Origin of the sequence: Psychrobacter cibarius (assembly GCA_030686115.1) — a bacterium.
Lineage (GTDB): Bacteria > Pseudomonadota > Gammaproteobacteria > Pseudomonadales > Moraxellaceae > Psychrobacter > Psychrobacter cibarius_C.
Genome location: CP131612.1, coordinates 2,973,508 through 2,997,681 on the forward strand (window position 1 = coordinate 2,973,508; position 24,174 = coordinate 2,997,681).

Here is a 24,174-nt window from a genome sequence, read left to right on the forward strand (position 1 = left end):
ATCGTAATGGCAAGCTTGGCTGTGAGGCAATCATATGGTGATGAGCAAACAATATAGCGGTAAATAGCCCTCTGTTCATTAACATACACACTTTATACAGACTACTCAATATAAAAGATTGCTACTTGAGTTCGCAAACTGTCTTGACGGTCAATAATATTATATTTATCAAAACCTTGATATCGATAATCGATAATCTTTCAGCGATTTATTAGCGAACATTTATTCATTAATACTCTTTATAGTGTTTTATCGTTAACTATTTTCACCTTTACTATCAAGGGCAGTAGCAAGCTCTGTTGAGGTCACAAAGTTACACTGTGTACTCTCTTTATCATTATCCAGCACGTCACGACCTGTCGTCTATTCTGACTTATGCCTTTTTAATTTTGCCAATATCCTTTACGATAGCGCTATCCTATTTGTACGCTTGCACCAATTATTTATACCTATTAAAACTGATAAGTGAACCCTATTTTATGTCCGATGTTATTGATCATACGATTGACCCTATTATTCCCAATGAACCGATGGATACTCGCTCAGTCGCAGAGTTCACTGAGCAGGCCTATCTCAACTATGCGATGTACGTCATCATGGATCGGGCGCTGCCAAATATCGCTGACGGCCTAAAACCTGTCCAGCGCCGCATTGTTTACGCCATGAGCGAGCTGGGGCTAAAATCAACGGCGAAGGCGAAAAAATCTGCGCGTACCGTCGGTGACGTCTTAGGTAAATACCATCCGCATGGTGACAGCGCTTGTTATGAGGCCATGGTACTGATGGCGCAGCCGTTCAGCTATCGCTATCCGCTCATCACAGGTCAAGGTAACTGGGGTAGCCCAGATGATCCAAAATCCTTTGCGGCGATGCGTTATACCGAAGCCAAAATGTCCGCTTATGCCAATACATTGCTCGCAGAATTGGGTCAAGGCACGGTCGATTGGCAGGATAACTTTGATGGCACGATGCAAGAGCCAACTACCCTACCTGCCCGCCTGCCTAATATTTTATTGAACGGCACAACAGGTATTGCAGTCGGCATGGCAACCGATATCCCACCACACAATTTGAACGAAGTAGTACGTGCAGCCATTCGGTTACTAAAAAATCCTGAGCTATCGGTTAAGCAGCTTACCCAATCAATACCAGCACCAGATTTGCCAACGCCAGCTGAAATCATAACCAGCAAAAAAGATTTGCAAGCGATGTATGAGACTGGACGCGGTAGCTATAAAATGCGTGCGACGTTCCATGTTGACCCTAAAGAGAAAAATCTCGTCATCATTGACGCGCTGCCTTACCAAGTATCAGGCAACAAGATTCAAGAGCAAATCGCCAAGTTAATGACGGACAAAAAGCTGCCTTGGATTACCGATATTCATGATGAGTCAGATCACGAAAACGCTTGCCGTATCGTCTTAGAGCTAAAATCAACACGGGTCGATGTCGCTCGCGTCATGAGCCATCTGTTTGCCAGTACGGATCTAGAAAGCAATTATCGCGTCAATATGAATATGATTGGCCTAAATGGTAAACCACAGGTCAAAAACCTAAAAGAAATTCTTGATGAATGGCTGGTCTGCCGCCGATCAGTGGTCACCCGTCGCTTACAATATCGCCTCGATAAAATCGACAAGCGCTTACATATCCTCGCAGGTTTGCTGATTGCTTATCTTAATATTGATGAAGTTATTCGCATCATTCGCGAAGAGGACGATCCAAAATTATCGTTAATGCAAGATTATGACCTGACTGACATCCAAGCCAATGCCATCTTGGATATTCGTCTGCGTCAGCTCGCTAAACTAGAAGAGATTGAGCTACGCCGCGAGCAAGATGAACTGGCTGCCGAACGCGCGATCATTCAAGAGTATCTGGACAATCCAGACAGTCTGACCAATCTAATGATTGAAGAACTCACAGCTGATATGAAAGAACATGGCAATGAGCGCGTATCACCACTGGCAGAGCGCGAAGAAGCGCAAGCATTAAAAGAATCTGACCTTGTACCGAGCGAACCAATCACTGCCATCCTATCAAAGGCAGGTTGGATTCGTGCTGCCAAAGGTCATGACGTCGATGCCGCTGGCATGAGTTATCGTTCAGGTGACAGCTATCAAGCGCACGTCCGTGGCAAATCAAATGAGAAAATCTACGTGCTCGATAGCACTGGACGCAGCTATAGTATTGATGCGCATAGCCTTGCTTCGGCTCGTGGTCAAGGCGATCCTCTGACCAGTGTGTTAAAACCACCAGCAGGTGCTAGCTTTGAGCAGCTATTAACCGGTGCTGACAATCAGCGCATCATCCTCGCTAGCTCCGCAGGGTATGGTTTTATCAACACCATCGGTAATCTTGATAGCAATCAAAAAGCGGGTAAAAACATCATTAACCTAGCGGCTGATAGTCGCTTGCTCCCTGTTGCGCGTATCGATGCGCCAGTAGAAACGACCGCTAATGCTGACGGTGAGAATAGTAATACACGTGTAGCGCCTGACCATATCGCCGTCGTGACCAATGCTGGATATTTGCTGATATTTGCCCTCGATGATTTGCCTGAACAGGCACGCGGTAAAGGTAATAAGCTGATTAAATTGAAAGAAAATGAGGAAGTGCTCGCCATCACGCCTCTCAGTCAGCAAGACAGCCTAATTATTACTGCTGGCAAACGCCATGTGACGCTAAAACCAAATGACTTGGCTAACTATATGGGTGTTCGTGGTAATCGTGGTGGTCAGCTACCAAGAGGCTTTCAAAATGTGACGAGTGTTGAGGTTGGGTAGTTTTGGTTTAATTATTTTTTATAAGTTGAATATGTGATTGAAACTATATTAAAAGGTATTAATAACAGAGATATTGCTTCATTTTTTTGGGTGCTAGCAATATCTCTCTTTATGATAGTTCAAAGTTACAGGAAAAGTACTGGTATATTTTTGGCACTTAAAGCTTTAATTAAATCGGTACTTAATAAGAAATTAATAACAATATTTCTTATTTTACTACTCAGTACTTTATGTAGTGTTTATTTTCTCAAGTTCCTCAATCTTTGGGATTTTTCTCAAGTCAAAAATACATTCCTATGGATAATATTTACAGGTCTATCATTTATTGGGAAGTCTTTTAGTAGCCAGAATTATAAATTATTATTAAAAAGCACTATTCTGACAAACCTCAAACTTCTAATATTTCTTGAGTTTTTTATAAACCTATACGTTTTTAGTTTATCAATTGAAATTTTCTTGGTGTTTATTACCACTTTTTTAGTAATATTATCTGTATTCTCTGAAAGACGTACGGAAGTAAACGAGGTGAAAGCACATAAAACTATCAATATGTGTATCTTTGTAATAGTCGTTCTACTCTCCACTATTACATTTTTTAAATTTATAAATAATCCTGAATTTTTTTTAAATCGTTTAAACTTCCTAAACCTAATCACTCCAATCAACTTGACAATACTTTCTCTACCTTCAATATTGTTGTTATTCATAGTCAAGTCATACGAAGAATTTTTTGCTTATTATAGTCAGTGTCTGAAACACTCAAATGGAGCCAAAAATATTAAAATAACAATAATAAAAAGAGTAAACATTAAAATAAATAATTTAAACAAACTCAGAATACTTGTTGCTTCAAAAAATATTATAACCTTACAAGGAATTCATGAAGCCATTAGCTTAATTGAAAAGCATAATAAGCTTGAAGCTAATCCTCCAGCAGTATCATTGCAACAAGGTTGGTCACCCTATCTAGCTCTTAATTTCTTAAAAGACAAAGAAATACAATGTAGCTTTTATAAACCTATAGACATTGAAGGATGGTTCGCAAGCTCTAATAGCTACGAATTAAGTAGTTTTCTGAACAATATTTTTTATTATATTTCTGGAACTGAAAATTATGTTACTCGCTTAAGCTTAAAACTCAGCATTACCGATATTTCCACCCAACAGGAAGATATTGATAAGTTTTGTATGCTGATATCACACCTATATTTTAATGCTACAAACGAGAAAATACAGGACATAATTATTTTTAAAGTTTTAAGCGTCCAAAATTTTGAAATCAATCATGAGCTTTATAAGATATCTGTAGAAATAAATAAATATATGTATAATAACGGATTTTCAATAAACTTTATCATGAAGAACCATAATCATATCAACTAAAAAATCTATCAATATAGACGGCTTTTTTACGCTAGTTATAATAGAGAACTCATCTAAGGCTTATTGGATTCAGCATCTTTAAAAATCGCTTTCAAAAAGCTTTTAATCTGAGCACTTGTCATTAGATAGGGATTATAGTCAGAACCTGCTGAGAAGCTTTTGAGGGCATACTCTTCATCTTCAGCGCTTGATGTTAGATGTTTCACTAAAAACCCATTCCATTGACGCGACTCTATTTCCTCTATATTAACAATATTGGGAAAAATGGTTGAATGCTCGTCAAGTATTTTTTCTAAGGCAATATTGATAGCGGGCCTTGTCCCTTGAAAACTTTGAACGAAATAACCTTCACTAATGACTAAAGCTGAAGCTATATTATTTTCTTCAAAATACCTTCGCCAATACTCAAGCGCGCGAGTCAGCTCGATTCCCGAATCTAGGTCGACATTTTTGGCGATATATATCATGTTGATAAGAATATGCTCGCCATTTATTTTTTTGCTTTCTGGCGTATGGCTTGTCGCTATAGTCATGAGAAACCTTATTTATAAAAACCTGATCTAATTTAAGATAAAGTATAATCAATAAAAAATTTTTTCTTAGTGGTTTTTTGTCATCTAGCATCATTGTATTTCTAGAAATAAGCATTGGAATTTTAATGAGTTAGGACGCTGACACTTCTCGGAGTACAATTGTACTATAAAACTTGGCACAATTACCGCGATATCATTATTCTAATAACTAACAAGTCTAATCTGTATTTTCCTATAGCGCTGTCTCAACCTTAACAGATGCCTAACCCACGCCTACTCATAGCTCAGACGTTGCAAACATCTCATAGCTCAGACGTTGCAAACATCACTTACTCTTACCAAAAAGCCGTCTATACACACTGCATAGACGGCTTTTTTACGCTCATTAAAATGACCAAGGCATCAATACCGACCCATCTCAACCGTTGTCTCAGCAAGCACACTATCGCCTTGCCAAGCCTGCACATCTACCGTATACAGATGGTTTTTTCCACCTGAACAAGGCGGTTTATACGCCCCTCCCGCTTCCCCTGCACGGCTACGATATTCCGCGACCATCTCAATCCCGACTGGCACTTCATAAGTATGTCCAAACACGCGTGGTATTTCTGCGCTCGTAGCACCTTCTGGTAGGTTAAATTCTACAATGCCATGTCCACCATGTTGCATACGTTTATTGCTCACATCGTTATAAACGAAAACCAAGCTCTCCGCGCCCATCGGTATGTTTGAGACCGTCATGCTCGGTGTGGCTGGATTTTTGCCATCATAGTTTAGACACTGCTGCCCTTCAGGTATTTTTTTGCCATTCCAAGCAGCATCGTTAAACTTAACATCCATTGCAAAGGCATTGGCAGATAGTGCCAATGTTGCTAAAGCTGTCAAAGTGGTGACTGATTTTAAGGTAAAAATTTTCATACTAGCTCCTTTAGATAGCGGATACACTGATAAAAACCGTTCATCATTTTGTTAACTGATATTGATCGTTAATCTTAACCTTATAATAAATAGCCACTATTAAGTTAATTATATCGTTTAGAGTTTTTGTTAATCTTTCAAATAAGCGCAAATCAATCGCAATGCCAGCAAAGCGAATACCGCAGCAGTAGCCAAATTTGCATCATCGCAGGTTACTTTATAGGTATTTATCTCTTTGGGTGTGTTGTAGTAGTATCTAAATCATTGGTATTGAAACGACTAAAAAACAATAGGATCATCATGTTTATCGAAGACAAAATCGCCACAGAAAGTATGACTATCAAGACTCCGACACCCAAGATCATCTTTTTTGATATCGATGATACCTTGAGCCGCAATGGCATCATTGCCGAACACAACAAAGCGACCCTTGAGCAGCTTGCAGGTACTGATATTAAGCTGGTGATTTCAACGGGACGCTCCAAAGCCATATTGCCAGCAGATATTTTAGCCTTGCTCGAAGCTGATGTCTTAGATGCGATTATTTGTATGAATGGACAGTATAGTTTTGATAAAAAGGGTCGGATTAGCCACTATCCGTTGTCCGCTGAGCAAACGGATACCATCGTGCGTCTGTGCCAGCAGAGCGAGTTGATTCATAAGTTTGACTCTGCCACCCATATCGCATGGTCAGGTGAAAATGAGCGCTTGCGCGAGTTTAATGCCATCACGCCAAACTCTATCGTTGACCCTGAATATCATAAAGGAAATACCGTCTATCAATGCTCAGTATTTTTTAACAATCAACAAGAGAAAATGCAAGACGTCGATTTTGCCCAGTACGATTTAAAGCTCGTCCATTGGCATCATATCGGCGCAGATATCTTACCGATAGAGGCATCCAAGGCGCGAGGCATTAAAGACGTCTGTCAATACTATGGGGTAGATGCCAGTGAGTGTATGGCGTTTGGTGATGGGATGAATGATTTAGAGATGTTTGACTTGGTCGGCTATGCGGTGGCGATGGGTGATGCAAAGCAAGAATTGATTGCGCGTGCAGACTTTGTCACAGGTACGATTGAGGAGCGCGGTATTCAGTCGGTGCTTGAGCAGTTTCATATTGCGTCTTAGTAATCAGACTTTGCAAATTGCTATTTATCTAGGACGTGTCCTCATTTTTAAAATAAGGACACGTCCTAGCAAGATCTAACCACGCTTCGTCATTAAACTATAAACCCAACTACCGATTTTATAAAATCCAACAACAATCAAAATAAGCACCACCGCTGCCAGCACATAGGCCAACCAAACAGGCACATTACTCAACCAGCCAATCGTAAATGCCAAACCCATGTACGTCTCAACCGGCCAATTAACGATAGGTGTCGGCGAGCCAGCGTTAAACATGGTCATAAAGGCAATTATGCCAAGCACAGCAGTAATCAGTCCAGCGCGTTTACGATTATTCATCTTTTGCCTCTTTTAATTCGAACCATTTAATCAAAATTCGATTATTTTTATTTTATCGATAACCTTTGTATCTTATAAAAACCACGTTGTAAACTCATGGCTTAAGGATAAAGCAGGTCTCATCATAGCATGATTATTTACGCTTATTATCTTACTCAAATTCAGCAGTAAATCTCATATTTGTGCTTCTATAGATTCTTCAGCCATTCATCAGCGCCACTTTTAACAATATTATGAAGAACGAACGTCTTCCTTGCCCTTTAAATTCTTAACAATCATAGCCATAATAGTTTCACAACTGGCTCGATACCTTATATTCAGCACTTAGTATTTAGCCCTTAGCTTCCATTATCTATCATTTAACTTTTTACTCATTTGCATCATTCTTATTTAGGAGAGATATTTTGACTCATTTATTATCGCCCCACAACATTGCTCGTAGCGCTCGTATACTACCAAAAGCACTATTAGCCGTAGCTGTTGGGCTAGCACTTGCTAGCTGTAGTAAGTCAGATAATACGGCGGCTGATGGTACAGCGGCGAGTGCTGAAACGCTCAATCTGTATAACTGGTCAGAGTATATGCCGCAAGAAATCCTTGACGGCTTTACTGAAGAGACAGGCATTCGGGTCAATTACACCACCTTTGATTCTAACGAAGCTATGTACGCCAAGCTTAAATTGCTCGATGACTCTAGCCAATATGACTTAGCCATCCCATCGACCTATTATGTCGAAAAAATGGCCAAAGAAGGCTTGCTGCAAGAGCTCGATAAATCTAAATTAAGCAACTTTAAGAATCTTGATACGTCTTTTACCAATACCAAGGTTGATCCAGAGAACAAATATTCGATTCCTTATATGTGGGGCAGCACCGGTCTTGCCATTAATGGTGACAAGGTCGATCCTGCAACCGTAAATAGCTGGAACGATTTATGGCGTCCTGAGTATAAAGGGCAAGTGATGCTGATGAACGATATGCGCGAAGTGTTTGGCATGGCGCTATTGACCCTTGGGCATTCAGGTAATAGTAAAAATCCTGACGAAATCAAAGCCGCTTATGAGAAGCTCACGACCTTGATGCCAAATGTGAAGACCTTTAACTCGGATGCCTCGCGCATGCCTTATATGGAAGGCGAAACCACGGTTGGTATGAGTTGGAATGGTGAAGCTATCATCGCCAATAACGAAGGCTTGACCAGCTTGGTTTATAAATATCCAACTGAAGGCGCTATCTTGTGGATGGATAATTTTGTGATTCCGAAAAACGCCAAACAAGTCGATGCAGCCCACAAGTTTATTGACTACTTGCTGCGTCCTGAGAACTCTAAAATCGTCAGCGAAGAGATTGGTTATGCGTCGCCTAATATGGCTGCGCGTGAGATGATGCCAGAAGAAGTGCGCAACAATCCAACCATTTATCCGAGTAAAGACGTACTGGCAAAAGCTGAGTTCCAAGAAGATGTGGGCGATGAAGCATTGCAAGTCTATCAGCAGTATTGGGATAAGCTAAAAACTGGTCGTTAATCACTGTTTGTTGATAGCTGTTACCGCAAGAAAACGCTGACTCAATAAAGTCAGCGTTTTTTTATTTATTCTTTATTTGGCTGTTATTTAGCTTTTATAGTCGGTTCAATATAATTTGGATACAAGTAAGGCAAGCGAAAGTACTACAAATAGTAGACTAAGCGAGCCTGACACCGTATCTGATTTATATAGGATTGACTAATTTATAAGTGCAAATCGGTTTCACTACCTTTATGCTCGATACGGCGCTGCTCGCGGCGTTGATAGCGCAGACCGGAGGCGGCAAACCATTGCGGCTTAGTCATTTGCAATAAATCACTAAGTCGCTGCAACTGTACTTGTAAGGTTTGGGTCAGCCAAAAATAGCCTTGCCACTCAAAGCCTAAGTTTTCTACACTTGGATATTCTGATACCGCGATACGCGTAATCGGTCGAAATACTTCATCATTTGGACTACGTAATACCGCCGCCATATGCTGCATCGCTTGCGTCAATTCGTGCTGATAATGGATAAGCAAAATATGGTTTTCATCGTCAATTTCAATATTAGCCAAACGCGGTGCGGCACTTAACAGCAAATCAATGGTACCAATAATATTACGATGAGTACGCTGAATAGTCTCTAGTGTTTCCTTTTCAATACCCGATTCACTTGCTGTCGCTGCGATATGCGGACGCACGGCAAGCAAACGCTTATTGATTTTTTGTAATGCTTTCACCAAGGACTTATTGACGGGTGTATCTGGTATAGAACTGTTCGATGGATAAATAATACTGGCCGAACTGGTCGCCTTACTATATTTAAACGGCTTGGGCACTAAGACATCCGCATCAATATGATTGCCAACCCCTGCATACAAATTGCTACAGGTTTCAAGATTACTGGCCAATAAAAACCGCCACATCAACGTCGACTTCAGCGGTAAAATTAACGTCGCGGCCACCGCTACTCCTGCACCAAGCAAAATATTGAACGCGCGATATAAGCCATCTTGGGCAATATTGCTGTGGTCAGGACTCGACACAATCATCAGCATGGTAATACCTGTCAGCAGACCGATATAGCCCAATTGCTTGACCGCCACATAACCGATGATGCCACTGATAATGCCAATCAGCCCATAATACAACCACAGCCAGCCACCGATATCTTTAATCAGCCATAAGAAGCTAAGCCCAACTACTACCCCAAGCAAAGTACCCAATATCCGCTCTTTAGCCTTGGTATAAATCGCCCCTTGATATTGTAACAAACCCAAAATCACAAACACGGTAATGGTCGTCCACTCACCATGCGGCAAGTGCGTAAACTCATTTAACAAGAGCGCAATAAGTACAGCCAGACCCAAACGTATGGCATGCAAAACATCTGCATGCTGATAACGGGCATAAGGCTCTACAAACGGGGCGGTCAATCGTTGCCAAAAAGTCGGTTTCACGCAGGGCATCTCTTATAAGTGAAGGAATAAAAAGTCGGTTAAATTGTAGCTACTGGCTTAACTATTGATAAAGTCATGATCAAAAAATAACGCCTTTTACCTATTAAAAGATAAAAGACGCTGAAGGTCAAAACATGCTAGCACATAACGACAAAAAAACACCCTACCAACATAGCATTTGGCTATTGGTAATGCTGAAAGCTGCTGACAAATACTTGCTAGCACATCTTATATTTACAAGTGTAAATCGGACTCGCCACCCTGCTCTTTCATTCTACGCTGCTCACGCCTTTGATAGCGCAGACCAGAAGCGGCATACCACTGCGGTTTGGTCGTTTGTAGCAGATCACTTAACTGTTGCAGTTGTGCTTGCAACGTTTGCGTCAACCAAAAATATCCTTGCCACTCAAACGTTGCATACTGTACGCTAGGATATTCTGATAGCGCAATACGCGTAATCGGTCGAAAAGTCTGATCGCTTGGACTGCGTAATACTGCCGCGATATGCTGCATGGCTTGGGTGAGCTCGTGTTGATAGTGAATCAGTAGCGTATGATTATCATCGTCGATATCGATATTCGCCAAACGCGGTGCTGCACTGAGCAATAAATCGATGGTACCGATGATATTGCGATGGGTACGCTGAATCGTTTCTATCGTCTCTTTATGAATGCCGGACTCGCTTGCTGTTGCAGCGATATGTGGACGTACTGCGAGTAGTCGCTTGTTTATTTGCTGCAGCGATTTTATCAACGCTTTATTAACAGGCATATCTGCAGTAGTGCTACTTTGAGCATAAGATAGGCTAGCTGAGCTTGTCGCCCTAGTATAGACAAGCGACTTGGGAGCCACTATTTCAGCATCGATATGATGTCCGACACCAGCATAAAGCGTACTACAGGCTTCTAAATTATTTGCCAATAAGAATCGCCACATCAACGTCGACTTTAGAGGTAAGACCACTGTCACTATGACCGCAATACCTGTACCGATTAAGATATTGAGTGCACGATAGACACCATCTTGCGCCATATTAACTTGATTCAAATTAGAGACGATCATAAGCATAGTAATGCCAGTGAGTAACCCAGTATATCCTAGCCGCCTGACCGAAAAATAACCAATAATCCCACTAATGATACCAATAAGCAGGTACTCTATCCCTAGCCAAGCACCCGTCCCTTTATTGAACCATAAGATTGCAAATGCCACGACAATACCCAAAACCGTGCCTAGTACTCGCTCTTTGGCTTTGGTATAAATAGCGCCTTGATACTGTAGCAATCCTAAAATAATAAAGACGGTGATCGTCGTCCATTCTCCGTGTGGAAAATGGCTTATTTGATTGGCTAACAGCGCAAGTACAATGGCTGCACCGATACGTATGGCGTGCAAGATATCAGCGTGCTGATAGCGCGCATAAGGTTCAATGAATGGTGCAGTAAATCGTTGCCAAATTTTTGGTTTCACGCACAGGTACTCTTATTAATTGAAGAATATATAGTCAATGAAAAGTAATATCGAACCATCATGTACTGCTGATATCAAAAAAAAACGTCTCTTACCTGTTAAAAGGCAAAAGACGTTTGAGATCGAAATAGAGTGTTCAATAATTGGATGTAAACCAAACCCATTATACCTCTAAGAAGTCCAAAATACCTTCAGCAGCTTCACGACCTTCCCAAATCGCGGTCACGACCAAATCAGAACCGCGTACCATATCACCACCAGCAAATATCTTGGGGTTTTTGGTTTGGAATTTAAAGGTTTGCTTTTCCGCTGCCAGCACGCGACCAGAGCTGTCCATTGCCACTTGCTGAGACTCAAACCAGTCAGCAGGGCTAGGACGGAAGCCAAAAGCCATAATTACGGCATCACATGGGATAATTTCTTCTGAATTAGGAATCGGCTCAGGACGCTGACGACCACGGTTGTCTGGCGCACCCAAGTGAGTCGTGACGACTTTCACGCCATTCACTTTACCATTCAAGCCAATGATTTCTGTCGGTTGACGATTGAATAAAAATTCAACACCTTCCTCTCGAGCATTGACCACTTCGCGGCGCGAACCTGGCATGTTCTCTTCGTCACGGCGATAGGCACAGACTACTTGCTCAGCGCCTTGGCGAATACTGGTACGGTTACAATCCATCGCAGTATCGCCACCACCTAGCACCACCACTCTTTTACCCTTAAAATCGATATATTCTTCAGGATTTTTTTCCCAATCGTTGCAGCGATTGACGTTGGCAATTAGGTAATCTAGCGCATCATGAACGCCTTCTAGTTCTTCACCAGCAAAGCCGCCACGCATATAAGTGTAAGTACCCATGCCCATAAATACCGCATCGTACTCGCTTAACAGTTCATCAATACTAATGTCGGTACCGATTTCTGTCTCAAGACGAAATTCCATGCCCATGCCTTCAAAGATGACACGGCGGTTACGCATGACGTCCTTTTCCATTTTAAATTCTGGAATACCAAAAGTCAGTAAACCACCAATTTCAGGACGCTTATCAAACACAACTGGTTTCACGCCGTTTCTAACCAGTATATCCGCACAGCCCAAACCTGCTGGTCCCGCACCGATGATCGCGACTTTTTTGTCTGTCCAAACCACATCAGACATATCCGGACGCCAGCCAAGTGCAAAGGCGGTATCGTTGATGTACTTTTCGACATTACCAATGGTCACAGCGCCAAAGCCATCATTTAAGGTACAAGCGCCTTCACATAAGCGATCTTGTGGACAGACGCGACCGCAGACCTCAGGCAACGTATTGGTGCGGTGACACAATTCAGCCGCTTGAAATATCTGCCCTTCGGTGGCCAATTTGAGCCAGTTAGGGATATAGTTATGGACTGGACATTTCCATTCACAATAAGGGTTACCACACTCCAGACAACGGTGTGATTGCTGCGCCACTGCCTCACTCTCAAATGGTTTGTAAATCTCAACAAACTCTGTTGAACGGGTGGCGATGTCTTTTTTTGTCGGCTCAAGCCGTGGTACATCTAAAAACTGAAAACTATTCTCTAAGCGTTTTGCCATGATGCTATCTCTCTATAGTGGGTCGTGACAGTCAACGATGACGCATTAATCATGAAAGCAAAATGTATCTATGATTAATGAATCTATCGTTAATATACCTATCGTTACTGTCACTTACCTGCTGAAAACCGATGTATTAAAACGTCTATAAAAACCTACTGTTAGCTACTGTGGGTCAGCCATGGTGGTTTTTAGAAGGCTAGCAATATTCGCCGCTTTTGGTTTGACCAAATAGAACTTGCGAACATAATGCTCAAAGTCAGCCAATATCGTCTGACCCCAAGCACTGCCTGTTTTATCCACATGGGTTTCAATGATTTGTTGCAAATGGATTCGGTGTTCTTCGGTTTGCTCACTAGAGATACGGTTCAAATCGATCAGCTCATGATTGCAGCGATCAAAGAAGTCACCATCCATATCGAGCACATAAGCGAAGCCGCCTGTCATACCTGCACCAAAGTTAAGACCGGTACGACCAAGAATAGTCATGATGCCGCCCGTCATATATTCACAGCAATGATCGCCAGTGCCTTCGATGACGGCATGCGCACCAGAGTTACGTACCCCAAAGCGCTCGCCTGCCGTACCAGCTGCATATAGTTTGCCGCCCGTTGCGCCATATAAGCAGGTATTACCAATGATGGCGGTCTCTTGCGCCGTAAAGCTTGAGTCTTTTGGTGGATAAATAACAATCTCACCGCCAGCCATGCCTTTACCGACATAATCATTGGCATCGCCTTCTAGCTCAATATTTAGACCACCTGCATTCCAGACGCCTAAACTCTGCCCAGCAGTGCCAGTCAGATGCAGTTTAATTGGCATATCACTCATGCCAAGGTTGCCCCATACTTGCGCAATCTCACCAGAGATACGCGCGCCGATAGAGCGATCACAGTTACCGACATAATAGCTATAATCGCCGCCATTACCTTGACGAATATTGAGCAGCATATCACTAATCATCTGTTCAGCGAGTAAGCCTTTATCAAATGGCTCATTACGCTCAACCTGACAGGTTTGGGCTTTACCACTACTGGCCGGATGGCTAAATAATAATGGCGTTAAATCCAAATGACGCTGTTTATCCGTGTTACCTTCTAATACTTCAAGCAAGTCAGTCCGTCCGACTAACTCTTCCATACTACGCACACCAAGGGCGGCAAGCCATTCGCGCGTTTCAGTTGCTACAAATTTAAAGAAGTTAATGAGCATCTCTGCTTCGCCAATGAAATGCTCATCACGTAGCTTGGCTTTTTGCGTCGCAACCCCAGTCGGGCAATTATTAAGATGGCAAATGCGTAGGTATTTACAACCAACGGCAATCATCGGCGTGGTACCAAAGCCAAAGCTTTCTGCCCCAAGGATAGCGGCTTTTACCACATCAAGTCCTGTCTTTAGACCACCATCAGTTTGAATACGAACTTTATGACGCAAGCCATTTACTCGTAGTGATTGGTGGGTCTCAGCCAGTCCTAGCTCCCATGGTGAGCCTGCATGATGGATAGACGATAGCGGAGAGGCTGCGGTGCCGCCATCATAGCCTGAAATAGTAATCAAATCGGCGTAAGCTTTTGCTACGCCAGTCGCGATAGTACCAACGCCCGGACGTGAGACCAGTTTTACCGACACCAAGGCATCTGGATTGACTTGTTTTAAGTCAAAAATGAGCTGCGCTAAATCTTCGATAGAATAAATATCGTGATGCGGCGGCGGTGAAATCAACGTCACACCCGGTACAGAATAACGTAAGCGCGCAATCAGAGCATTGACCTTACCACCCGGCAGCTGACCTCCCTCACCCGGCTTGGCACCCTGTGCAACCTTGATTTGCATCACTTCGGCTGAACGCAAATACGCTGGGGTGACGCCAAAACGACCCGAGGCAATTTGCTTAATTTTCGAGTTACGCAGCGTGCCATAACGTACTGGATCTTCGCCGCCCTCACCAGAGTTTGAACGTCCACCGATGGTATTCATCGCCATGGCAATCGCTTCATGGGCTTCGGGTGACAATGCCCCCAACGACATGCCCGCCGAGTCAAAGCGCGTCAGAATGGATGAGATATCCTCTACGTCATTCACATCGATAGAGTTATCTGTTTTTAATTGCAATAAATCACGCAAGGTCGCCACAGGACGGCTATTAACCAAATCAGCATAATTACGATAATTGTCGTAATCACCCGTGCGTACAGCTGTATGCAGGCTATTAATCACGTCTGGGTTAAAGGCATGATATTCTTTATTGAAGACAAACTTCAGTAAGCCACCTTGATCGAGTGGCGCGCGGCGCTTGAAAGCATTCGCCGCTAGCTGTGCTTGATCGGCAGCTAAGTCAGCAAAGGTCGCACCTTTAATACGACTCTGTACGCCTTTGAAACACAGGCTCACCACCTCTTCAGAGAGACCCACTGCTTCAAATAACTGCGCGCCGCGATAAGAGACAATGGTCGAGATGCCCATTTTTGATAAGATTTTTAGCAAGCCTTTATCCAAGCCTTTACGGAAATTAACCCGCGCTTGAATCGGATCACCAAGCAGCTCACCAGTCGCTACTAAGTCATCAATAACATCATAAGCCAAGTAAGGATAAACGCAGGTCGCACCAAAACCAATCAATACTGCCACTTGATGCGAGTCGCGCGCCAAACCAGTCTCAATGATTAAATTAGCATCAGTACGAATACCTTGACCAATCAAATAATGATGCACCGCACCCGTTACCATGATGGCATTGGCTGGTACTTTATCGGCATCGATGTCTTTATCAGACAACACAATCAAAGTGTGACCAGCTCGGATGCTGTTAGCTACTTGCTCGCAGATAGCCATGATGGCTTCTGATAACTCAAGGGTGCGATCATAGTTTAAATCAATACGCGCCATTTTAAAGGCTGGATCACCCAAGGTCTCAAGCTGCTGCATCTTGCTGGCTGATAGTACAGGCGACGATAAGATAATACGGTGTGCATCTCGCGCTGATGGCGCAAACACATTGGTTTCAGCGCCTAGGCAGGTCTGCAATGACATCACGATAGATTCACGCAATGGATCAATCGGTGGATTGGTCACCTGTGCGAACTGCTGGCGGAAAAAGTCACCGACATGGCGGATTTGCTGCGACAACACTGCCATGGGCGTATCATCACCCATTGAACCGACTGGCTCTTGACCATTTTCGGCGTTGGGGCGGATAATTTCAGTACGCTCTTCATTGGTGATGTGATACATTTTTTGCAGTGTTTTTAGCTCATTACCACGGCATGTTTGCGCTGCTAACTCTTCCTCTAAACGCTCATCATCACGGATACGGGTTGCTTCTTCACGCAGCCATTTACGGTACGGATGGGCTTTTTTCAGTAACGTCGCAATCGCTTTAGTATCTAAAATTTGACCCGTTAAAGTATCAATAACGAGCATTTGACCAGGGCCAACGCGTCCTTTTGCCAATACATCTTTTGGCGAGTAATCCCACACACCAACTTCAGAGGCAACGGTGATATAGCCGTTCTTGGTCGTTACCCAGCGCGATGGGCGTAGACCATTACGATCAAGCATACAGACCGCATAGCGTCCATCTTGAATCACCAAACCTGCTGGACCATCCCACGCTTCCATGTGCTGCGAATAAAACTCATAAAAGGCGCGCAAATCCATATCCATGCTATCGACATTCTGCCAAGCAGGTGGCACGAGAATCGACATCGCATGGAATAGATTCATACCACCTGACATGAGGACTTCAAGCATATTATCTAAGCTTGATGAGTCAGAGCCCGTACTGTTCACTAGTGGCGTCAATTCATTCAAATTGGGCAGTTTTTCTGATTTTAGTTTTGGCGTCCGTGCTTCAGACCAGTTGCGATTGCCTGTGATGGTGTTCAACTCGCCATTGTGGGCAAGATAACGAAACGGCTGCGCCAAAGGCCAACGCGGCAAGGTATTGGTGGAGAAACGTTGATGGAATACCACGATATGCGATGCCAAACGCGCATCTTGTAGATCCAAGAAAAATGCTGGCAAGTCTGATGGCATCACCAAACCTTTATAGATAATCGTCTGACAGCTTAATGAGCACACATAAAACAGCTCATCATTAGCCAAGCGCTGCTCTGCTTTTTTGCGTGCGACAAACAGTTTACGATTAAAGTCATCCGCTGCCAAATCATCGGGGGCGTTGACAAACACTTGCTTAAAATCAGGTAAAGTCTCACGGCCAATGTCACCGACGATGCTCAAATCAAGCGGCACATCACGCCAGCCAGCAACCTCTAATCCTTGGGCGACAATCTCATCGCTTAGCACTTGCTGGCTATCACGAGCTTTTGTCTCATCTAAATTGACAAAGATCATACCAACGGCAAAGTTGTCAGTAATCGCGAACCCTTGCTCAGCAGCAATACCTCTAAAAAACTCAATAGGCGTCGCCAGTAGTAGACCACAACCATCACCCGTTCTACCATCAGCAGCAACACCGCCGCGATGGGTCATACAGCTTAGACTATGAATAGCAGTTTTTACCAAATCATGGCTGGCTTGTCCCTCAATATGAGCGATCAAACCAAAACCACAGTTATCAGAAAAATCATCTGGCGTGGCCAGGTGGGTTTGCGAGGAAATCATTGACATGGCTAGTCCTTTTAGGTGAACGGGCAATTTATGCATCCAATGCAGATCATAAACTGAAGACCGTAAGCAGAACGGGCTAATAATTAATATTCGTATATCCGAATTAATAAATGGTGTGAGGCTCATAGACATCATACTTTGAGACTAAGGTGAAAGCTCTGGCACTCCCAGTCATTGAATGATGTTTCAATAGATCATTAACATATTAAAAGATAGTAAACGGTCGCCCTTGGCAATGACATACAGCCCTGTATACCCGTTACCTAATCATCAATAACGCAATGTCGCTATCTTGAGTGTCACTTGTTATCACACCATGCCTAGCAATCCAGACTGATTGACTACGCATGTAATAACCGTGCATTTGATTAATTTTGAATATCTGACGCTCTGTAATCAAGCGCTTCATTCACTCTAAAGAGAGCGATAATAAGAGAGGTTGCGTCACTTGCGATAGCTTAATTATAGATAGCAAGTGACAACGCTTGAGACAAAAAATTTTAGTAACGTATCTTTTAAATGATAGAAATTTACCAATTCATTGTTAAAAAACAATTTTTACGATAACTATACAGAACGTCGCCCACAGTTATATTAGTTAATGACGGACAAAAAATCTAGTCTTTTCTATCGATTCACCCACCATATTTTGTAAGAGAACTTATTACTATTGGTTATAGGATGATTAAATGTTCTATGCAAATTTTGATACATAGTATCTGTGACAAGGCTTAGTTGAGATGCTTAATTAAGATCAACTTCTCTTGAAAACGTATTTTTAGCACTAATTATATGCTTTATGATGCTCCACAAAAAAACCCACTAACCAGCTTGTCAGTGGGTTTTTGTCAATCATAGTGGTAACGAGGTTATCATAGCTATCAACGATATGTTCAAAGGACAAACACACTCTAATTACTTTTGTCTTCTATCAGTGTTTTTATGCTGTCGTTATTGCTCTTAGGAGGATTGGTATTCTTGCTAGTAGTGTTTGCGCCAGAATTTGTGCTACTGGTACTACTTGGCGGCTTTGGTGTTGCGACTACTGGGGGTTTTTTAGTGGTATTTTCAGTGCCTGATGTCGCTGGTTTTTTATTCTCTGATTCAGACTTAGTTCCACTACCTTCATTTTTAGGCGTAGTAACAGAGGAGACTTCCTCTTCATTACCAACAATACGCTCTTCAGTGACCGATAAAGTATCAGAGGTATCCGCTGACTGACGGATACTTTCATTGTCGCTGTTACTGGCAGTTTCTTGACTGCTACGACCAGCATTGTCCCCATTATCCGTTTCTGGCAGTGGCTGGCGCACTGGCACTTCGCGCTTAGTCGGTTTTAAATCAACAGAACGTGTGCGTCTGGTGCTCAAATCTTTAACTGGATCAGGGCGTTCATAATTATCGATGATACCGACATAACGATTGATCTCTTCTGGCAACACACGCACATTGGCTGGCAACTTAAAGTCTATCAGTTTTGCCGCGCCAACCGCTTCTTGTGGACTACTCATGAGCCCATAAGTTAACATATAGCGGACTTGATTTTCATCATCAAGATAACGAAAATAAGCAAATTTATTACGGTCTGCGCGGCCTTCTAGATAACTGACAATCACATCGTTTTCGGCGACATTCATCACCTGCACTGTCCATTTGCCTTTATTCGCCAACAAATAACGTTTGTCTTTAAACTCAGCAGGATAATTGCGCAAATCACGCACCGTCGTATCAAAACTAATGGGCTGCACGTCGGTATCAAGCTCGTGTAACGACTCTATTTTCAAGGGCTGCTCAAGCTCAGCACTCAATGGTTGCTGTGCTGATATGGGGGCATTTTCAATTTTGGCACCCATCGCTGGCGTTTGACTAAACATCCAAATCAGAGCCGTAACCACACCCAAAAGCAAGGTCATTATCAGCCAAATCAACGCTTGACGGCGATATGACTGGCTAGCGGTACGCGGCGTCGATCTTGAAGCTGCCATGGGAGTATCCTTGGTGAAAATAAAGTTGACCGCATTCAAGAGATGCGCAGTAAGTAGAATGGCGGCGAGCCAGTCTGCTTTAAACCGTTGCGTTCAGTGAGTATTCACGAGCACTAAAGCTTTAAGACATTATACGCGGTGTTGTGACAATACCTCGTGCAAAAGATCTTCATCGAAATCATTGGTCAATACAGCCTGACCCAGTGATTTTAGCAAAATCAGGCGGATTTGTCCGTGTTTCACTTTTTTATCATGTCCCATCAAGCTTAGCACCGTTTGTGTATCAATGCGTGGCGGGGTGATAGGCAAATTTGCTAAGGTTAAAATACGCTTAATACGAGCAACGTCTTCGGCCGTTAACCATCCCATTTTCTGTGATAACTCTGCGGCTTGTACCATGCCAGCAGCGACTGCCTCACCGTGTAGCCAATTGCCATAGCCTTCATGGGTTTCAATGACATGACCAAAAGTATGACCGAAGTTTAACAATGCTCGCACGCCTGACTCTCTTTCATCTTGCGCGACGATATCGGCTTTATACTGACAGCAGCGTTTTACGGCATCACCAAGTACCGCTAAATCCAAATCCATCATCGCTGGCAGATTGACTTCCAGCCAATCTAAGAACGTGACATCCATAATGAGTGCATATTTAATAACCTCAGCCAACCCGGCTGACAACTCGCGCGCTGGCAAAGTTTTGAGCGTACTCATATCAGCAAGTACCATTTGCGGCTGCCAAAAAGCGCCAATCATGTTTTTGCCTTGAGGATGATTGATGCCCGTCTTACCACCAACGCTCGAATCCACTTGTGACAGTAGCGTGGTTGGAATCTGGATAAAATTTACACCACGCATAAAGCTTGCTGCAGCAAAGCCCGTCATATCGCCAATAACGCCCCCACCTAAAGCAATAAGCGTAACGTCACGATTAAAATGCGCTGCCATCAATACATCATAAATTTGATTGATACTGGCCTGATGCTTATATTGCTCACCATCTGGCAATATACAAACACTCACGGTGAACTGCTCTGCTAACTCTTTCTCTAAAGCGCTTAGGTATAAAGGCGCAACAGTATCGTTAGTGACAATCAATACTTGGCGACCACGAATATAAGGTGTGATCAGCTTTGCCATACTGTTATGATCTATCGCTGTTTTCTCAGTAATGACGATTGGATAGTCATGGCTTTGCGTATGAACCGTTAAACCGTCATGAAACAGTGGCGTTGCCATTAAACACTCCCTAAGCATTTTGAATGAGGTAAAAGTAGCTGAGCTTAACTAGGGCGCGTCCTGATTTTTATCGCCATTTTTAAATGAGGACACGCCTTGATAAAGTTTATCATTATGGTTACTTTTCTTTATCTTCTGGTGCTATAGCAGTCAAGTCAGTAAATGACTCTAGTTGCTGTAAAAGCTGATTGACCATATGACGGGGATAAGTATGACCAGTTGGCATAATAATATGAGCGACTTGGCGATATAAGGGATCACGAGTGCTATATAAATCTTGCAAGATTTTTCTAGGATTTGGCTGCTGTAACAGTGGTCGTGATTTGTCTTTAGCCGTGCGAGCCATTTGCACATCAACTGGCGCATTCAAATAAACCACGATACCGCGCTGATGCAAAAACGCTCTGTTTTCAGCACACATCACAGCGCCACCACCAGTCGCTAAAACGATTTGGTCTTTTTGAGTCAACTCATCGATGGCGCGCGTTTCACGCTCACGGAAGCCCGCCTCGCCTTCTTTAGCGAATATCCAAGCAATGTCAGCCCCTGTCTGCGATTCAATGTACCAATCACTGTCTACAAAGGTGCGCCCCAACTGCTTAGCCAGCAATTTACCGATGGTTGTCTTCCCTGCTCCCATCGGCCCTACTAAAAACACCGACGGCAATTCCTCCACCATAATACTTACTCAGCTAAATTAGCTATGATACAACGTCATTGATATTCTGGCTAGTAATGAGCGTTGATTATTGTTAGTAAAATTCAATCAATATGAAAATTTTCCCATAAAAAAAGCAAGCGTTGATGCTTGCTTCTTTTGAGCGAAAACCAATCAATAAATGATTAATCTATGCGGCTAATACCATCATTGATTAATTTTGGCGTAATGAATATCAGCAGCTCTTCTTTAGAGTTGTTGCGCACATCCTTACGGAAGGCACGACCAATATAAGGCAGATCACCTAAGAAAGGTACTTTATCGACACCATTGCTTTTGCTGTTCTTAAAGACGCCACCTAATACAATGGTCTGACCGTCTTCAACCATGACATTGGTTGAAACAGAATCTTCGGCAATAGCAACTTGCCCATCTAGCGATCTTACTGGTGTGCCGTTAGTGATTAACAATTGCAAACCGATTTTGCCATCTGGGGTGATATTTGGTGTGGCCTCTAAACTCAATGCGGCTTCTTTAAAGCTAGTAGTGGTTGCTCCACTGGCAGACGCTTCTTGATAAGGAATCTGCGTCCCTGAAGAGACTTTCGCCGTTTGCTTGTCTGCTGTCAGAATCTTCGGCGTAGAAATCACTTCACCACGGTTATCCGCTTGCATGGCTGACAGCTCAAGATCTAACATAAAATCAGATATACCGAGCAAACCAAAGGCAATACTACCAGCGGGGTTGGCAACCCCTAAATCGACGTTTAAGTTATCAGGGCGGCTAATATCGTATGAAGGATAAGAAACCGTTTGACCATTTACCGTCGTCGTTTCTACATCAAAGTCTTTTAAATCCCATAACGTTTGATTACTACCACCGACCAATAAATTACGGTTGTTGGCAGCACCATTTGATAAGATACCCCAACGAACCCCAATCTCTTTACTAAAGCTATCAGTGGCACTCACAATACGCGCTTCAATCATGACCTGACGGACTGGAATATCAATTTTACCAATCAACTTATGGATATTCTCGATACTGTCAGCCACATCTTTAATAATTAAGGTATTGGTACGTTCATCTACCGTTACCGTTCCACGATTAGACAATAAGGTATTGTTATCCGTAGAGTTTGAATTGGCCGTGTTACTACCACCTGATGAGCCACTGCCTTGAGAAATAAGTGTCAAAACATCTGGCGCTTTTGCATAGCTAAGACGAATATATTCTGTGCGTAATGGCGCAAAAGACTCAACTGCTTGCTGTGCTTCAAGCTCACGTGCTTCCTGCTCAGCAAGCTCGGTGGAAGGCGCAACCAAAATTACATTGCCATTTTCACGCTTACCAAGATTCTTACTCTTTAGAATAATATCTAGCGCTTGATCCCATGGGACATTAATCAGGCGTAAGGTGATATTGCCCGCGACTGAATCACTAGCCACAATATTCATTTCTGTGAACTGCGCTAGGATATCTAAGACACTACGAATCTCAACGTCTTGAAACTCCATAGATAGCGCTTCACCGCTATAGACTTTTTCTTCAAGTGTTGGCTCACGTAGTAGCTCAGGTTTTCTGATATTAATATTCAGCTGATTGCCTGATTGATAAGCCTGATACTCATAATCTTCTTTGACATTAATAGTAATTACACCATTTTGACCTTGGTTTTTAGTATCAATACTATCAACCAGACCACTATTAATATTCAAACGGCGCAATAAATTTCTTGGCACGGTGCTACCCGTTAAGCGTACCACTAACTTGTTGCCTTGACGTTGGACATCAACTGGAATGGCTTCATTGGTAAGTGCGATGCTAACGTTGCCACCACCATCATTTCCTGCGGCAAAATTGACAGCACTCAAACCATCATAGCTATATTGCTTACTCACTTGCGATGCAGCAAGTTGTGGGCTTAATAATGGGTTAACTCTGACCCCCATGGTATCAGCAGGCACTTGGTTTTTAACCACCGTTTTACTGGCTATATTGACTGCCGGTGCACTACTGGTTTCTACAATCGGTGTAACGACTGCTGTCGTCGTGATTGCATTATTGTCATTGAGTACGTCTTGGATAGGATCATTGGTCATTACTGGACGATTCGGATCAGTAATGGTTAATAGTAAATCGTTACCCTCAATCGATGTCGTATAGTTACCTGCCTGTTTTAGCTCAACAATCAGGCGCGTGGTACTATCACTATTCAACGTCGTGACCTTATCAATCATACCAATATTGTATTCATTAAAGCGACTAGCAAGTCCATTCTGCACTTTTTCAAAATCTAGCACCAAACGGCTAGGGTTATCAAGCTGATAGGCGGCAGGTAACACTGGTAAACCGTCAAATCCCAAACGCATTTGCGTCACTGCTGGTGCAATTTGTACCACAGAAACTTCGTTAATGCGCTGTGCGGCATGGGCACTATTACTCACTGCTACCATGCTGATTGCCAATGCTGAAATGGCAAAAGCAGAAGATACGCGGTTGCTCATCATCATTACCTTGTTATTGCGTACTGTCATTATTTATTCCTCAAAA

General features: G+C 42.9%; 15 protein-coding genes. 4 read left to right on the forward strand and 11 right to left on the reverse strand.

The window, feature by feature from the left end; genetic code table 11:
- Positions 1-479 precede the first annotated feature (479 nt).
- Positions 480-2,786, forward strand: coding sequence for a DNA topoisomerase IV subunit A (gene parC / locus Q6344_12680; protein WLG13440.1), 2,307 nt, complete (start codon positions 480-482; stop codon positions 2,784-2,786).
- Between the two features lie 33 nt (positions 2,787-2,819).
- Positions 2,820-4,169 (forward strand): hypothetical protein, encoded by a 1,350-nt coding sequence (locus Q6344_12685; protein WLG13441.1) that lies wholly within the window; start codon positions 2,820-2,822, stop codon positions 4,167-4,169.
- Between the two features lie 53 nt (positions 4,170-4,222).
- On the opposite strand, the gene Q6344_12690 is transcribed toward Q6344_12685, so the two are convergent.
- Both Q6344_12690 and Q6344_12695 read right to left on the reverse strand, forming a co-directional pair.
- A complete protein-coding gene (locus tag Q6344_12690) occupies positions 4,223-4,702 on the reverse strand; it encodes a BLUF domain-containing protein (GenBank protein ID WLG13442.1) in 480 nt (159 codons plus the stop codon).
- Positions 4,703-5,104: 402 nt separating this feature from the next.
- The gene (locus Q6344_12695) at positions 5,105-5,620 is read right to left on the reverse strand and encodes a hypothetical protein (GenBank protein WLG13443.1); all 516 of its coding nucleotides are present in this window, start codon (positions 5,618-5,620) and stop codon (positions 5,105-5,107) included.
- Positions 5,621-5,920: 300 nt separating this feature from the next.
- On the opposite strand from Q6344_12695, the gene Q6344_12700 reads away from it, so the two are divergent.
- Positions 5,921-6,751: an HAD family hydrolase gene (locus tag Q6344_12700; protein WLG13444.1), complete on the forward strand. Its 831-nt coding sequence runs from the start codon at positions 5,921-5,923 to the stop codon at positions 6,749-6,751.
- Between the two features lie 75 nt (positions 6,752-6,826).
- On the opposite strand, the gene Q6344_12705 is transcribed toward Q6344_12700, so the two are convergent.
- Positions 6,827-7,090, reverse strand: a complete 264-nt coding sequence (locus Q6344_12705; GenBank protein WLG13445.1) for a hypothetical protein — start codon at positions 7,088-7,090, stop codon at positions 6,827-6,829.
- A gap of 404 nt (positions 7,091-7,494) precedes the next feature.
- On the opposite strand from Q6344_12705, the gene Q6344_12710 reads away from it, so the two are divergent.
- The gene (locus tag Q6344_12710) at positions 7,495-8,616 is read left to right on the forward strand and encodes an extracellular solute-binding protein (protein WLG13446.1); all 1,122 of its coding nucleotides are present in this window, start codon (positions 7,495-7,497) and stop codon (positions 8,614-8,616) included.
- A 203-nt stretch (positions 8,617-8,819) separates the two neighbouring features.
- Here the strand turns inward: Q6344_12710 and Q6344_12715 are convergent, their stop codons facing one another.
- From Q6344_12715 to pilQ, 8 genes are all read right to left on the reverse strand, one after another.
- Positions 8,820-10,064, reverse strand: coding sequence for an FUSC family protein (locus Q6344_12715; GenBank protein ID WLG13447.1), 1,245 nt, complete (start codon positions 10,062-10,064; stop codon positions 8,820-8,822).
- A gap of 225 nt (positions 10,065-10,289) precedes the next feature.
- A complete protein-coding gene (locus tag Q6344_12720; GenBank protein WLG13448.1) occupies positions 10,290-11,525 on the reverse strand; it encodes an FUSC family protein in 1,236 nt (411 codons plus the stop codon).
- A 163-nt stretch (positions 11,526-11,688) separates the two neighbouring features.
- Positions 11,689-13,110, reverse strand: coding sequence for a glutamate synthase subunit beta (locus Q6344_12725; protein ID WLG13449.1), 1,422 nt, complete (start codon positions 13,108-13,110; stop codon positions 11,689-11,691).
- 165 nt (positions 13,111-13,275) lie between these two features.
- Positions 13,276-17,739, reverse strand: a complete 4,464-nt coding sequence (gene gltB, locus Q6344_12730; protein WLG13450.1) for a glutamate synthase large subunit — start codon at positions 17,737-17,739, stop codon at positions 13,276-13,278.
- Between the two features lie 911 nt (positions 17,740-18,650).
- Entirely contained in the window at positions 18,651-19,724 is a 1,074-nt protein-coding gene (locus Q6344_12735) for a hypothetical protein (protein WLG13451.1), read from the reverse strand.
- 129 nt (positions 19,725-19,853) lie between these two features.
- Complete coding sequence (gene aroB, locus Q6344_12740; GenBank protein ID WLG13452.1) at positions 19,854-20,963, reverse strand: 3-dehydroquinate synthase; 1,110 nt, start codon at positions 20,961-20,963, stop codon at positions 19,854-19,856.
- Between the two features lie 118 nt (positions 20,964-21,081).
- A complete protein-coding gene (aroK, locus tag Q6344_12745; protein ID WLG13453.1) occupies positions 21,082-21,642 on the reverse strand; it encodes a shikimate kinase AroK in 561 nt (186 codons plus the stop codon).
- 164 nt (positions 21,643-21,806) lie between these two features.
- Complete coding sequence (gene pilQ, locus Q6344_12750) at positions 21,807-24,158, reverse strand: type IV pilus secretin PilQ (GenBank protein WLG13454.1); 2,352 nt, start codon at positions 24,156-24,158, stop codon at positions 21,807-21,809.
- Positions 24,159-24,174 lie beyond the last annotated feature (16 nt).